The organism is Chloroflexus sp., from assembly GCF_034435895.1.
Taxonomy (GTDB): Bacteria; Chloroflexota; Chloroflexia; order Chloroflexales; family Chloroflexaceae; genus Chloroflexus.
This window is the reverse complement of record NZ_DAOTWH010000318.1, coordinates 1-15,318: the sequence shown is the minus strand read 5'-3', so window position 1 is coordinate 15,318 and position 15,318 is coordinate 1. Positions and strand designations below refer to the sequence as shown.

The window sequence follows — 15,318 nt, the reverse complement described above, 5'->3', positions numbered from 1 at the left end:
TGAAGACGATACACCGTGATGATCGCTTGCCAACCAAGCTATCCATACCTAGGATCGGCCTGCCGATGTCTGAGCATCGCTTCATCCAGATCGATCGCAACCGTATTGCCCGCTACCTCGGCGCCGCGCAGGCACAGGCGCTGCTCGGCGGCGAAATGCGGCCACATGACTTGTATGCCGCTTGCGCCCACCTTGCCAATGCCCAATACGCCCTGACGACCTACCTCCCGCGCCGGTTAGTTGCGTACCGGTTAGCCACGACTGATGACCAGCCATGGGTGGAATGGGTTGACGGTTCGCTGCTCTTCGCCGATGTGAGCGGTTCCACCGCCTTGGCCGAACGGCTGAGCAGCCTTGGCCGCGAAGGGGCCGAGATTGTCACCGACACGCTCAACACCTACTTCGGGGCCTTGATTCGCCGCATCCAACAGGCCGGCGGCGATCTGATCACGTTTGGCGGCGATGCGCTGCTCGTGCTCTTTACCGGCCCCGATCACGCCTACACAGCCACGGTAGTGGCCCGCGATATGCTGGCCGCGCAGGCCGGCTTCGTGCGGGAAGTGCCGGGTATCGGCTCGTTTCCGCTTACGATGCACATCGGGGTAGAGAGTGGCTGGGTGGCGCTCGTCAGCGCCGGACGGCCTGAGTCGCTGCGCTACAGCGCGATGGGAGCCTGTGTTGAGCGAGTTGCCCGCGCTGAAGAACTGGGTGGACGCGGCGAGATTGTGCTCGGCCCGCAGGCATGGGCGATGATTGAGGGGCGCGCACAGGGTGAGGTACTTGTTGATGGTTATGTAAAGTTAAACGCAATTAGCGGCGATACACCCCACACACCACCGCCTGCCCATTCCGATCCGCCGCCGCCAAGCCGCGAGACCGTCCTCCATTTGATCGGGACGCTGGAACGGCTTAGCCCATACCTGCCGCCGATTTTGGTTGATCGGATCATAGCGGAACCGCGGCGGCCCCAATTGGAAGCCGATCTGCGCCCAGTCTCGATCTTGTTTGCGCAGATTGAAGGCTTAGCGCCACTGGTCGAGGCGTTACCGTCCGACACCACGGCGCAGGTCATCGACGCCGTTTGGCGCGTCTGTTTCACCACGATTGAACAATACGGCGGCTATGTCAATAAGATCGATTTAGCAACCGAAGGCAGCAAACTGCTGACCATCTTTGGCGCGCCAGTCGCACAAGAAGATCATCACGAACGTGCGGCGCGAGCTGCGCTTGATCTCCAGCGCGCCTTCCACACCCTAACCACCACCCAACCAGTTGGTATTGCGCTCGAACGCTTGCGCCTGCGGATCGGCTTGAACAGCGGTACCGTCTTTGCCGGCAATGTTGGCGATGTTGAGCGCAAAGAGTACACCGTGATGGGTGACGCGGTGAATGTCGCGGCCCGGGTGATGGTGCATAGCGATTGGGGTGAAATCCGGGCAACAACCCCGTTTGCGGTCAGCATCGGCGCCACGATGGTCTTTGCTGACTCACGTTCGGTCAGCGCGCGTGGCAAACGCGAGCCGCTCGAACTCTTGCGCTTGATCGGCGAACGCGAAGCGCCCAAGCCTACCTTCCACCACGCGCTAGTTGGCCGGCGACACGAGCTGGCTTGGCTGCGCGAGCGGCTAGAACTGGCGTTGGCCGGTTATGGCCGGGTCGTGCGTATCAGCGGCGAAGCGGGCATCGGCAAAACGCGGCTAGCCGCCGAACTGTTGGTTACGGGTGCGCCCCGCACGGCCAAGATCGTGACGGTACGCTGCTTGGCATACCAGCAAAGCACACCATACGCGCCGTGGAGCGACGTGATGCAGGCGCTCTGCGGGATCCCTGCCGGCGCTGATCAAGCAACACGGGCCGCCCAGTTGCGACAAGCCCTCACCGCCGCCGCGATCGCCGACGATTGGACGCCGATTGTGGCTGATTTGGTCAAGCTGGATATTGACGACAACCCGTTAACGCGCGCACTCGATCCAAAACAACGGCAGGAACGCCGGTTTGAGATCATCCGTTCCATCATTCTCGCTATGGCTGCCGGACACGGCCTGATCCTCGTGTTCGACAATTTGCAATGGGCCGACCGGATCTCGCGCGATCTCTGGCGGTATATCGCAAGTGCAGTAGCGCAAGCGCCGATCTTCCTGCTTGGCTTACACCGCGACACCTTGCAATGGGATAACGACCCGCTCGCCGACAAAGCTGAGGTACTCACGCTGAGCGAACTGCCGGCTAACGATAGCGCAGCGTTGATTGCCGCCATCCCCACCGGCACCCAGCTTGACCCGCAAGTGCAATCCCAGATCATCGCCCGCGCCGCCGGTAATCCGCTCTTTATCGAAGAACTGGTGCGGGCTGTGAAAAACGGCAACACGGCGCTAGACGAACTGCCCGACAGCTTGAGCGGCTTGCTGCTCGCTCGCGTCGACCAGCTTGACGAACGTTCACGAGCGTTGCTGCGGGTGGCCGCCGTAGTCGGCCAGCGCTTTCCGCTGTCGGTGCTGCAATCGGTCTACGGCGAAGATATGCGCCGGCTGATCGAACATATCAGCCAGCTCGATGCCCAAGAACTGACCCTGCTTGAACGCGAAGCGCCCGAACGGGTTCACACCTTCCGCCAAGCATTGCTGCACGAAGTCACCTATCAGAGCATGCTCTTCGCCCGCCGGCGTGAACTGCACCGGCGAATCGGCGAATATCTTGAGCAACGGTATGCGAATGAGCTCAACCAGCTCCGGCGCGATGTGAGCAATGCGCGCCAGTTTCAGTATGTACAAATCGGGCGCAACGGCCCGATGGTGACGCGCACCGTCCGCACCATTGCGAGCCCGATCTTCCTGTTAGCGCACCACTACCGGCTGAGCGATGCCCCGGAACGGGCCATCCAATACCTCTTGCTAGCCGGCCATTTGGCCCGCGACGAATACGCCAACGAGCAAGCGATCACCTATTATCGCTGGGCGCTTGACATTCTCGGTGAACGGGGCGACGATCCGCGGCTGTGGGAAGCGATGGAGGCGCTTGGTGAGACCTTGGCGGCGATTGGCCAATACGATGAAGCGCAGCGCACGTACCAACGCTTGCTAGAGGTGGGAAGCGATCGTTTACCGCCGGTCGTGCAGGCTGAGACATTGCGCTCGTGGGGGGCTGCGCTTGAAAAGCAAGGCCGTTATCAAGAGGCGCTGGATCGGTTACGCAGCGCAGAAGCGATCGCCGGCGCCGCGATCAATCGCACGCCGCCGTTGCTGCTGGCAGCGATTGCCGCCGATCTAGCCCAGACCCTCACCCGGCTGTCAGCTTTCGATGAAGCGCTGGCGACATGCGAAGCGGGTCTAGCCCGTATCCGCAACGATCAACGCAGCATTGAGGATGAACGGATCGAAGCGGAACTCCAGCAGCAACTGGGCATGATTTATGGCATGCGCGGACGCTACGATCTGGCTCGCTACCACTTTTTGAATGCGTTAAGCGTGCAAGAGGCGATTGATGACATCTACGGCTGCGCCCGCACCTACAACAACCTCGGCTACCTAGAACAGTTGCAGAGCAAATACGCGGCTGCAGTCGAACACTATGCCCGCGCCGAAGAGCTGGCGCGCAAGGGCAGCGCAAAATACGCCCTTTCCAGCGCGTTACTGAATGCGGCTTATGCTCATTACCGGCTGGCCAACTACGATGCCGCCGAAGCCGTATGTCGCGACGCACTGGCGCTGTGTGAAGAGATGGGTGATCAGCTAGGGATGGCCCAAGCCGATGACACGCTCGGCATTATTGCCTACGCGCGCGGTGACTATCAGCGCGCGCTACAGGTCTATCAGCAGGCGTTGCAGATCTACGCTGAACAGGGCAGCACGTACCAATATGGAAACACGTTAGCATTGGCAGCATTGGCAGCTGCCGCCAACAGCGATCCCACAACCGCTCTCTCCTACGCCAATCAGGCTTACCACATCGGCGATCAGATTCAAGTGCCACAGTTAACGGTCGAATCCCTCTGCGCTGCGGCGGAAGCGCTATTGGCCCAAGCCCGCCAAGCTGTTCAGAGTGACGAACGCGAGCGATTACTGCAAACCGCCGCCGATCATGTGGCGAAAGCCGCGTCGCTCGCCGAACAGATTGGCAGCCGGTTTGATCATGCGGTGGCGTTGCGCCTGAGCGGCGAGATTGCCGCTGAGTGCAATGAACCATTTAGCGACTACTTTACGCGCGCGATGGAAATCTTTGCGGCGATTAACTGTCGCTTTGAACACGCCTGTGCTGCCGCCCGTTTCGGTAATGCGCTGCAACGATGCAACTTCCCAGCAGCTTGTACGTATTTAGAATTGGCCCGAACAGAATTGACCACGATCGGCGCCAACGGCGAACTTCGCCGGCTGGCCGAACAAGCAGGGGAGGTGTAGCATGTCACAGTCAGCCGTTGAGCAGGTGATTGGTCGCGCCGTTATTGATGCTGAGTTTCGCGCCCAATTGATCGCTGATGCCCGCGCAGCCTGCGCCGGTTATGATCTCACGGAAGAGGAGCTGGAAGCGCTAGAACGGCTCGATGCCGAGAGCTTGCAGGCCTTTGCCGGCAAGCTTGACCCGCGCCTGTCGAAGAGCGCCGGTCGCGGCTTTTTCTAAACAAGCCAAGGTGAGGGTCACTGTCAAGGGATGACAATATGCACGAGCGGAGCGCCGAACGTCCTGAACTCCATTTTGTGCCGCGCGCGCTCCGTGAATTCTTTTTACCGCGCCGGATGCCGCGGAACGTGCGCGCAACCGTCGAACATTGGCTTGCGAGCGAACCGTTAGCGCAATTGCCGCCGGCAGCATTGGAGACGCCATTCGGGATCGATCTCGATTTAGCCACTATCTTCGCCGAGCCGAACCAGTGCGCGATCATCGGGCCGCCGGCCAGTGGGCGCAGCCTTGTCCTCGCGCAAATTGCCCAAGGTTGGCTTAACGATCAGCCAAGCCTACCGCTCGCACGGTTATTACTCGCTAAACTTGACACGCCGAGCTTGACGCCGCGCGCGATTACGGTGCGCGCGTTGGCTAAGCTGAATCTGGCGCCGAATCCGCTCGAACACAATCTGCCTTGTCTGCTGCTGGTCGATGATTGGGAAGATTTACCTCCTGCTCGGTGCGGGATCTGGCAACGTTTCTTGACCGCCCTCGCCGAACGGTGGCCGCAAGCGCGGGTGGTCATTGCATTGCCGCCGGGTGAATTGTGGCCGGGATTTCGCCATCACGCCATCGCGCCGTTGCCCGCCGAACGATTGATCGCGTGGATCCAGCGCCTTTTTCCTCACAGCGATCCACAAGCCATCCTGCCCCTATTTGATCGCGATCCGCTGATCTTGCTGCGCGAGCGTCCGGCTGAATTAATATTGTTGGCAATGACGCAACCGCTTAGTAGTTGGCCCGTCTCGCGCGCTGCACTGTATGAACGAGCGGCAACCTTTGCGGCGCCGCTGTTGGCGACCCTCCCTGATCAGGAGAGCTGGCGGATTGGGCGCACCGCCTATCAGCATTACCAACAGGCGATTGAACTAGCGGCCCAACCACAGATCGATCCCGCCGCATTCCACGACGCCGGCCCGCACCGGCGCACGCTCGTTGTGCCATTAGCGTTTGGCGCCGCGCCGGATCCGCGCCCCTTGATCACCAGCCTCTACGACAGTGAACTGTCGCCGGCGGAGCGGTTGTTGTTGCTGGCCCGTTCCCTCCGTGAACGGCCACGGCTCGATCCAGCCTTGAGCCGGCCCTTGATCGACGAGATCTGCCAGCACGGCGGTGAACCATTGAGCACCCTTGCGCCGGCGTTGCCGGTGATCCTGATAGATATTAGCCGCACCCAACCAGATCAGCGCAACCCATTACTGGAACGGATCGTGAGCCAGCTCGCGCCGGTGGCTGACATCGCATTGCTGATGACGCTGCTCGACACTAGCGATGCCCCAGCGGCTTTGCGCTGGCACGCGATCGACCTGCTCTGCCGGCAACAGATTCTGCCGCCGCCTTTGCCCTCCTATGCCGATCTGATCAGCCAAGCCGGTCGCTGCCTCCTCGCCGTGAGTCGCGCCAGCACCACCGATCAGTTAGCCAATCCGGCAGTGCATCTTGGGTTGCGGTTGCTCCTCAGCGGCGCAGCCAGTGAAGAGCGGCAACAGCTCATTGCGCGCCATGTGCTGCGGCAAACAACCCTACCGGCGAGCCTGCGCGCGCTCGCGCCGGCAGCGTTGCCCCGCGACGAATTGCAACAGGCCGCCATTGATCAAACGGCCGAGGTACGGCAAGCGGCTCGCGCGGTCTGGTTGCGCACAGGCCATCTTGACCAACTAGCCCGTTTTGTCGTTCAACCGAACCATCCGTGGCTAGTCCGTGATGAAGCGCTCGCCGATCTGGCTGCAACCCCTGCCGGCCATCCACTGCTAGCTGGATTCGCGTTGAGCAGCCGTTTGCCGCTTGATCTACGCTTGCGCGCCATCTGCCGGCTGCATCGCTTGCTCTATGGCGTTGACCTGCTCAGCCGCTTGCTACACGTAGCCGATGAACCGGCGATTATCCGTGCTGCCACGGCTCGCCAATTGGCTCACTACCCGCATGCTGTCGCGCTGCTCAGTCCCTTCTTAGGCCAGCAACACCCGCCGCTGGTGCGCCGGGCAGTGGCCCACACGCTCGGCGCATTGGCTACACACAACCATCCATCAGCGTTAGCTGCGCGCACAACCCTCCTCGCTGCGCTCGAACAGCCCGATCTTGACGCCGCGTTGACTACGATCATCATCATGGCGTTGGGCCAACACGGCGGCAAGCAGGCGTTGGTCACGTTGGGGCACTTGCTCGCGCCGACGTATGGCGTCCACTTGTTAGAAACGTGGATCACTGCGTTACCGGCGCTGATCGGGCCAGCCGATCAATGGCTGCCCCAAGCGGAAGATCCCGCCACCCACGCCCTCTTGGCCGATGTGATAGTGACAACCGACAATTTAGCCGGTACAGCGGACATCCCACTCGACCGGCCTTCGGCCCTGATTGCCCGCCACGTGTTACGGATTGCTAGGGCAGCAGCGCGTGCCATCGGGATGATCGGACGCCATCAACCTACGCTAGCCCCAGCCATCAGCGCCTTGATCAGCGTTGCGCTGCACGACACCAGCGCGCCACGCCCACTCGGTGAGCTGTTGGCTGCCGATCCCTCCATTGACCTAGCCGCCATTGCGCGTAGCGCCCACTATGATGCCGCCTTGCGCGCCGCGGCGCTGCAAGCGATTGCCGGACGGCCCGATGGCGCAGCAATGTTGCTGCGCCTCGCAGAAGAAACTGAGGCAGACCTTGCCTGCGCCGCGCTTGACCGCCTTGCGCCGCGATGTTCCGCACCGATGATCGAGATGCTGGTGCGGTTTGCCAGCGCAGACAGCGCCGAACCGGTGCGGCTGGCAGCATTGCAAGCGTTGGGCCGCAGCGCCGACCCCGCTGCGACGCCGGCGCTGATGGCCATCGCCACCAACGAGCAGGAGCCGCCAGCCATCCGCGCCGCGGCGCTCGATGCCGTTGTCGCTGCACCGGTGGAACAGCTCATCGAATGTATTACTATGCAACTCGACCCCATCCGCAGCGCGGCGCTGCGCGCGCTCAGTCGTAGTGATCACCCGGTTCCAGCCAACATGCTGCACCGGCTGGCATTTGACGCTGATCGGGTCTGTGCGCTCGCCGCCGTCAACACCCTCGCTGCTCACGCCGAAACCACAACGCCAATTCTGGCCCGCGTTATGCGGAGCCACCCCGATCTCGCTGTGCTCCTTGCCGCCGCTGCTGCCCTCAGCCCAACCGTAGCCAACGAAGCGATACCGGTCTTTGTCGAAACATTGCGCGCGCCATACCCTGCCCTGCAAACGCAAGCGTTCAGCTTACTCGCCGCTGCCGATCCGCACCACGCGACGCTCCGGCAACCGCTCATCGATCCGCACGCCCCTGATGTATTGAAGGTACTCGCTTTGCAGCATCTCAGCAGCGTGGCGCCGGACGATCCGCTCATTCGCATGGTGGCTAGCGATCCGAACGCCGCCGAACCGTTCCGTTGCCACGCGATTGTCGCGCTGAGCCAGCCCGCCGATCACGATGTGATCCAGCTCTTGGCCCATGTAGCCGTGGCCGGCGACCAACCCCTCACGGTGCGCCACGCCGCGGTGACAGCGCTCGACCAGCACTGCGCGGGGTTGGCCAACGTTGCTGCATTGCAGGCGCTGGCTGCACTGGCTACTGCGCCTATTCCGGAGGTGGCGCTGTGGGCTGGCGAAGCGTTGCTAGATAGGTTAGCAAGCGTGAGCCTGTAAACGTAGCGACGCAAACGCATGCTGAGCGGGCAGCGGCATAATGGCGACCAAGACCAAGCCTGCCATCATACCTTTGCAATGGATACCGCCGCACCAACGCCTTTGCAATGAGAGGAGAACGGGATGGCCCACACCGATTTCATCACCACCAGCCGCGGCTTACGCCGCAATAGCCCGCCGATGCGCCTGTTTGAGAAGGCCAAACAGTTTGGCATCTGGAACCCCTCGCTGATTGATCTGAGCCGCGATCGCCACGACTGGGAACAATTGCGCGACGAAGAACGCGATCTGCTCTTGCGGCTCACAGCGCTTTTTCAAGCCGGTGAAGAGGCTGTCACGCTTGATTTGCTGCCGCTGATCGGCGCTGTCGCCCGCGATGGCCGGTTGGAAGAGGAGTTATACCTCACGACGTTTCTGTTTGAGGAGGCGAAGCATACCGATTTCTTTGCCCGCTTTATCAGCGAAGTCGCGCGCGCTAACCCCGACCTCAGCCGCTACCACACGCCGAGTTACCGCGCTTTGATCTACGAGGCGCTGCCGGCAGCGATGCACCGGCTTGAGCACGACCCCTCGCCCTTCAACCTCGCCGAAGCGTCGCTGACCTACAACATGATCGTCGAAGGAGTGCTGGCCGAGACCGGCTACCACGGCTACTTTACCATTCTCGACACCCACAACCTCATGCCCGGCGTGCGCGAGGGCATTCGCCTGCTCAAACAAGACGAGTCACGCCACATCGCTTACGGCATCTATCTGCTTTCACGCCTGATTGCGACCGATCAGCGGATTTGGGATCACATTGTCGAACGGATGAACGAGCTGCTCTTGCATGCGATAGGTGTAATCGACGAGATCTTTGCTAGCTACGACGAGATGCCATTCGGTTTGCAGGTGGAAATGTTCAGCAATTTCGCCCTCAACCAATTCCAACGCCGTTTGAACCGGCTTGAGATGGCGTGCCAGCAGAGCCTCGCCGAGATTGAAGGGCTGGCAACCGATGACGAGGAAGCCGTATGAGCGCATTCGCCCGGCGGGTTGTGTTGCTGACTGGCGCTGGCGGCGGGTTGGGGCGCGAGTTTGCCCGCCAATTGCTAGCTGCTGGGGCCGATCTCATTTTGAGCAGCCATAGCCCCCACCGTCTCACCGCAGCCGCCGAGTTTGCCGCGCACGGCCAAACCAACAAGAAGGCCGGACGCATTCGCGCGCTATTACCCGCCGATCTGAGCGATCCGGCCAGTTGCGATCGCTTAGCCCAGCAGGTCACGCAGGTTGCGCCTGATCTCGATCTGATCATTCACAACGCCGGCATCGGCCTGTACGGGCCAATCAACGCGATCCCGGCGGAAGCCGCCGAACGGCTGCTCCGCATCAACTTGCACGCCCCCATCCGGCTGACAGCGGCGCTCTTACCCGTCTTGCGCAACCAGCCCCACAGTCAAATTGTGTTTATCTCGTCGATCCTTGGCCGCGCTGCACTCCCGAACATTAGCATCTACAGCGCGGCCAAATTCGGTTTACGCGGTTTTGCCAGCGGCCTCACCGCCGAGGGGTACAGTGTAAGTATCGTCTATCCCTTCTTCACCCAAACCGATATTCTCGACGCACCCCAGTACGGTGGCGGGCCAAAGCGGCGCGTGCCGGGATGGTTGGTTGATCAACCGCCGCCGGTGGTGCGGGCTAGTCTCGCTGGCATCGCCGCCCGCCGCCGCCATATCTACCCCTGTTGGAAAGCCCGCCTCTACGCGACGGTAGCGGACATCGCGCCAGATATCTTGCCGCCCTTCAGCCGGTTGGTCGCAGGGTGAAGAGGGTATGGCGTGCGGCAGTTAAACTGCTGCACGCCATGCGTTTCTTCTATCATTGCGAGGGCGCGCAGCGCCCGAAGCAATCTCCCGCTGCGGCAGGAGTCGTGCGGAGAGGCATCCATCCCACGCTCGCGGGGGATTGCTTCGCCGCGTGGGGGCAGAGCGGTGCTCTACACCTGCACTCGGCTCGCAATGACAATGGGTGAGCGGGGGGACAGCCCGCTCCCCACCCTTCCCCCGCTGAGGGCGGGAGGCGCATTTCCCCTCCCCCAGCGGGGTGGGGCCACCATCCCGCTAGGGAGCGAACACTGTGACCATGTTGTTGCCGGTAAAACATTATCAGAGCACGGTACTGCTCTAGGTCTGTGGTACACTAGGGGAAGTACCAAGACGCACTAGCGCGCAGACGCCCCAACGCTTGGGTACATGGTGTCCGCGCGCTCCTCATCATCAGGATTGAGTGTATGAGCGAGCTGGCCGAAGAGCTCACCCGCCTGACGTGCGACCTGATCCGGTTTGAAACGATTGCCGGACGGCCTGATCAGTTGCAGGCGGCGATTGATTATGTCACTACTTATCTGGCCGATGTGCCGGGCATTTATCTCGAACAAAGCAGCGCCGAAGGCAAACCGGCGCTGGTGGTTACGCTTCGACCCACCCGCGCGCCGCGTCTGATGCTGAATGGCCATTTGGACGTGGTGGTCGGCCAACTGCACCAGTTCGCGCCAGAGGTGCGCGGTGGCCGGATCTATGGACGCGGCAGCCAAGATATGAAGGGAAGCGTGGCGGTGATGATGCGTCTGATCCGCGATTTGGCCGCCCGCCCTCACCCGCCTGACGTCGGTTTTCAGTTTGTGACTGACGAAGAGATTGGCGGGCGGAACGGCACCGGACGGCTGCGCGATGAAGGCTGGCGGTGTGAGTTTATGCTCTGTCTCGAACCAACTGATCTCGGCATCTTGTTCGAGCACAAGGGCGGTATGTGGGCCAAGTTGCGCATTCCTGGTCGCGCCGCCCACGGCTCGCGGCCATGGGAAGGCGATAACCCGATCTACCGCCTAACCCAAGGCATTACCGCCATCACCGAACGCTATCCGCCTCCAACCGGCCCGTACGATTGGCGCACTTCGGTCACGCCGACCGAAATTTGGGTTGGGGCCGGTTCGCGCAATCAGGTACCGGCAGAGGCGCTAGTGATGTTTGATATTCGCTGGACTGCCGATACAACGCCGGAGGCGATTCAGGCTGATTTGCAAGCAGTATTCCCAACCGCGGAATTCGTGAGCGTGATGGCTAGCGCCGGTCTCCGCACCGACCCCGAACACCACGAGGTCGGCCGGATCGCCGAGCTGATCGAGCGCCACACCGGCCAGCCGCCGCGCTTCTACCGCGAACATTTCGCCACTGATGCGCGCTACTATTCGCATATCGGCGTACCTGCCATCTGCCTCGGCCCGGTGGGGCAAGGGTTGCATTCGGCAGAAGAATGGGTCGAAATCGCGAGTCTGGTGACGCTCTATCAGATTATTACCAGCTATATTGACACCATGCGCGAGCAGTAACCGCGCAGTACCTTCCCGTTGGCTCGCCCGGCAATGGAGAGCGAGTTGACGGCTTATCGAATCAGAAGTTCAAACCAGTATGCTGTACCTATTACAAACCCTGCCCGGTCTTGCCACGCTCACGTGGCGCGAAGTCGAGCAAACGATCCGGCCCGACTCCGATCGACCAGCGCCGCGCCAAGTCGGCATCCGCGGCGTGCCGGCGCGTAATGACCTCATCTTGCTCGATCATCAAGGTTCGCCGCGCCCGCTGTTGGCGTTGCGCACGATCGAGGATGTCTTTGTCGTTGCAGCTCGCGGCTTTAAAATCGCCCCCGATGATCGCGGCCTGCGCCAGATCCATGCCGCCACCCGCAACGAAGAGGCGGTGAAACCGGCGCTCGACGTTTGGCGGCGGTTGAATGGCGGCAAACGCAACGGCGCCTTTCGCGTCGTGACGCGCATTGTCGGCAAGCACAGCTTTCAACGCCGCGAGTTTGGCCGCGCCGTCGCCGACGCGATTCGCGATGGCTGGCCGGGGCGCTGGCAGCCCATCGAGGAAGAGGCCGATCTGGAAGTGTGGGCAACGTTGCTTGAACAAGAACTGATCGTCGCGATCCGGCTCTCTGACGCCTCGTTGCGCTTACGCGGCAAGATTGCCCACCTGCCGGCCTCGCTGCGCCCAGCTTTAGCGGCAGCGATGGTAATGTTGACCCATCCGGGAGAGGATGACATCTTCCTCGACCCAATGGCCGGTGTTGGAACCTTGTTGCTCGAACGAGCGGCAGCAGGGCCGTTTACCGCGCTGTACGGCGGCGACATCAGTCCGGCGGCAGTGACGGCGATGCAGGCCAATTTGCGCGGCGTGCGCGGCCAGATCGAAGTGCGGCGCTGGAATGCGACGAAGTTGCCGTTGCCTGATGCAAGTGTGACCAAGGTGGCGGTGAATCTGCCCTTTGGCACCCAGATCGGCGAAGGCGAAGACCTCGAAGAGCTGTATCGCGATGTGCTGTACCAGATTGCCCGCGTGCTCAAGCCGGGAGGGAGACTGGTGACGCTCGTCGCCGATCAGCAACTGCTCGATCGCGCCCGCGCTCACGCCGCACCGGTCTTGCGCGCCACCGCCCGCCACCGGGTGCTGGTGCTCGGCCATCGGGCAACTATCTGTGAACACATCCGTGTGGCCGGTGCGGCAACACCACCGCCGCCGCCGCTGCCCCCCGAAGACGACGACTGGGAGTAACTCATGCCGCGCCGAATCCGTTCGCTGATCAGCACCTTGATGATTGTGTTCGTCTTCTGGTTGATCTGGTCACGGCTGCACATCGTGATCTGGGTGCAAATGCCGTGGTGGGGGTTATTGCTCTTGGCGATCGGGATCTATTTGGTGATCGATTATGGGATCGATCAAGTGTTTGGCCGGCGGCGGTAGGGGCATAGCGGCGCTATGCCCCTACGCTATGCCCCTACCGCCGCTCTTTACCGTGGTAATCCCAACACCGCCATCGCCGCCTCTTCGCGCGCACGCATGGCGGCCTCGTCGTCAGGGCCGCGCTCGTGGTCGTAGCCAAGCAGGTGCAACACGCCATGCACAGTCAGATAGGCCAATTCGCGGGCCGGACTGTGGCCATACTCTGCGGCTTGTGCTAACACGCGCTGGTACGAGATCGCAATATCGCCGAGATAGCGCGGCTGATCGGGCGCCGCCACAAACGGACCCCGATCACCATCATCGGCAAAGGAGAGGACATCGGTTGGCGCGTCAACCCCGCGAAAATCACGGTTGAGCCGGTGTAATTCAGCGTCGGTAGTAATGCGAATGCCCAGCTCGCACCCGGCAGGCGCGTGTTCGTTGGCCAGCGCCGTGCGCGCCGCCTGTTCGACCAACGCCGCATCAACCTCGATCCCCTCATCAACCAGCACTTCAATGGTATAGCTCATAAACCGTGCGCCCCTTGCGCGAAACAACGACGCAGAGGATCGCGCGATTGGCGACTGCGACCCTCTGCTGTCTGACCCAGCTTACGGTTTTGGCTCATCGGCAGCGCGCTGCAATGCCTGCTGCGCTAGCAACAGCACGTCGCGCTCGCGCTCGAACGAGACGCGGTGCAGCGCTTCGTTAAGCGGGAACCAACGGGCATCATCAACCTCTCCCGCTTGTGGCCGCACCTCACCCCGTTCGTAGCGCAGCAGAAAGAGATCGACGTATTTATGCACCCGGCCCGTGCCCGACCGAAACCAATACTCGATCGTCGCCAGATGCCGCTCAACCACGCCCTCCAAACCGGTCTCTTCGGCAACTTCACGCACGGCGGCGGCCTCAGCGGTCTCACCGCGGTTGACATGCCCTTTGGGCAGCCCCCAGCGTTCGCCGCGATCGGTGGCAATCAGCGCCACCTCGATCTGCGCAGCGACGATCCGGTAAATGACACCGCCAGCCGAATAGGCTGTGCGATGTGACAAAGAACGGCGTGAAGTCATGGATGTCCGAATTAGGCACGCTTGAGCACACGACCGGCTCGCATGTCCCAATAGCGATCGATCGAGTACTGGATCCGCTCGCGAGCGACATCCGCCGACTCCCAGCCGACCGGCTCGACCCGTGAGCCTTCGAGGTCTTTGTACACGGTAAAGAAGTGCTCAACTTCGCGCAAGTAGTGCGCCGGCAAGGCGGTGTAGTTGTGGTAATCGGCGAAGAAGGGATCGTACTGCAACACTGCCAGCACCTTATCATCCGGCTCGCCCTTATCGAGCATGCGGAACAGGCCCAGCGGGCGGGCTTCGACAATGCAGCCGGGGAAGGTCGGCAGGTTGGTCATCACCAGCACATCGAGCGGGTCGCCGTCATCGTAATAAGTCTGCGGCATAAAGCCGTAGTCACCGGGATACTGCACCGCCGAATAGAGCACCCGGTCGAGGCGGAACGCACCGATCCGCTTATCAAACTCGTACTTGTTGCGCGATCCCTTCGGAATTTCAACCACGACGTGAATCACATTCGGAACGTCTGGGCCGGGCTCCAGATCGTGCCACAGGTTCTGCATTGGTAGCCTCACTCGCATAACGTAACTTGACCCATTACCGCAAGATTATAACACGTCATGGCAGCAAAGAATCGGAGAGACGCCGTAAGCCGGCGTCTCTCCGCTGAACGCTTGCCTTTATCGCGCAGCCAGCGCCAGCGCAATCCCGCTGGCCCGATAGCGCGGCCATTCGGCTTGTGGCGCGTAGCTGATGATCACCACGTTGTCCGCCAACCGCGCCACCCCAACGATGGCGCTGCCGTTGGTCGCTTGGCCAGTGAAGGTGATCAACCGGCTGCCGTCAGGGAGTTGGTACGGCGCTTCAGCTTGGGCCACCGTAACCCAATCAGCGACTGCTCGCGGCCACCCCGCCTCGCTCAGCACTGCTGGATCGGCCACTGCGCGCCGGCCCACCAGCCGGCCATTACCGGTCGCCGCCAGCTCGCCGGGTTGCGTGACCGGCAGCACTTCCCAGTCCGCCGGAACCATGATTGCGCCGGTATCGATCTGGGCCATCGCCAACCCAGCCGGCGCCCAGATCAACGGGCTGGCGTAATCGACGATGGTCGTCAAGCGCCGTTGCGGTTCGCCACGAGGCGAGAGTTGCCATACCTCGCCGGCAGTCGCCTCGGCATAG

11 protein-coding genes and 1 pseudogene are annotated in these 15,318 nt (G+C 61.8%); 8 read left to right on the top strand and 4 right to left on the bottom strand.

The annotated features are described in order from the left end of the window. Positions 1-65: 65 nt before the first annotated feature. The 8 genes from U9R81_RS17690 (at position 66) to U9R81_RS17655 (ending at position 13,090) form a co-directional block, all read left to right on the top strand. The gene (locus U9R81_RS17690) at positions 66-4,394 is read left to right on the top strand and encodes an adenylate/guanylate cyclase domain-containing protein (RefSeq protein WP_322496741.1); all 4,329 of its coding nucleotides are present in this window, start codon (positions 66-68) and stop codon (positions 4,392-4,394) included. Position 4,395: 1 nt separating this feature from the next. Then, complete coding sequence (locus tag U9R81_RS17685) at positions 4,396-4,614, top strand: Franean1_4349 family RiPP (RefSeq protein WP_322496740.1); 219 nt, start codon at positions 4,396-4,398, stop codon at positions 4,612-4,614. A gap of 38 nt (positions 4,615-4,652) precedes the next feature. Continuing rightward, a complete protein-coding gene (locus tag U9R81_RS17680; protein ID WP_322496739.1) occupies positions 4,653-8,312 on the top strand; it encodes a HEAT repeat domain-containing protein in 3,660 nt (1,219 codons plus the stop codon). A gap of 123 nt (positions 8,313-8,435) precedes the next feature. Further along, on the top strand, positions 8,436-9,329 hold the full coding sequence (locus tag U9R81_RS17675) for a R2-like ligand-binding oxidase (protein WP_322496738.1): 894 nt from the start codon (positions 8,436-8,438) through the stop codon (positions 9,327-9,329). Next, positions 9,326-10,117, top strand: coding sequence for an SDR family NAD(P)-dependent oxidoreductase (locus U9R81_RS17670; protein ID WP_322496737.1), 792 nt, complete (start codon positions 9,326-9,328; stop codon positions 10,115-10,117). Before U9R81_RS17675 ends, U9R81_RS17670 begins: the two co-directional genes overlap by 4 nt. A 464-nt stretch (positions 10,118-10,581) precedes the next feature. Continuing rightward, on the top strand, positions 10,582-11,679 hold the full coding sequence (locus U9R81_RS17665) for a M20 family metallopeptidase (protein WP_322496736.1): 1,098 nt from the start codon (positions 10,582-10,584) through the stop codon (positions 11,677-11,679). 79 nt (positions 11,680-11,758) lie between these two features. After that, the gene (locus U9R81_RS17660) at positions 11,759-12,901 is read left to right on the top strand and encodes a THUMP domain-containing class I SAM-dependent methyltransferase (RefSeq protein WP_322496735.1); all 1,143 of its coding nucleotides are present in this window, start codon (positions 11,759-11,761) and stop codon (positions 12,899-12,901) included. A 3-nt stretch (positions 12,902-12,904) separates the two neighbouring features. Then, complete coding sequence (locus U9R81_RS17655; RefSeq protein ID WP_322496734.1) at positions 12,905-13,090, top strand: hypothetical protein; 186 nt, start codon at positions 12,905-12,907, stop codon at positions 13,088-13,090. Positions 13,091-13,137: 47 nt separating this feature from the next. Here U9R81_RS17655 and ybeY read toward each other — a convergent pair whose 3' ends face one another. From ybeY to U9R81_RS17635, 4 genes and pseudogenes are all read right to left on the bottom strand, one after another. Next, positions 13,138-13,599: an rRNA maturation RNase YbeY gene (gene ybeY / locus U9R81_RS17650; protein WP_322496733.1), complete on the bottom strand. Its 462-nt coding sequence runs from the start codon at positions 13,597-13,599 to the stop codon at positions 13,138-13,140. An 81-nt stretch (positions 13,600-13,680) separates the two neighbouring features. After that, positions 13,681-14,139 carry an NUDIX hydrolase gene (locus tag U9R81_RS17645; protein WP_322496732.1) on the bottom strand — a complete coding sequence of 153 codons (459 nt, stop codon included), beginning with the start codon at positions 14,137-14,139 and terminating at the stop codon, positions 13,681-13,683. An 11-nt stretch (positions 14,140-14,150) separates the two neighbouring features. Next, positions 14,151-14,702: an inorganic diphosphatase gene (locus tag U9R81_RS17640; RefSeq protein ID WP_012259161.1), complete on the bottom strand. Its 552-nt coding sequence runs from the start codon at positions 14,700-14,702 to the stop codon at positions 14,151-14,153. A 117-nt stretch (positions 14,703-14,819) separates the two neighbouring features. After that, positions 14,820-15,318 (bottom strand): annotated as a pseudogene (locus U9R81_RS17635) (hypothetical protein); the annotation flags it as partial.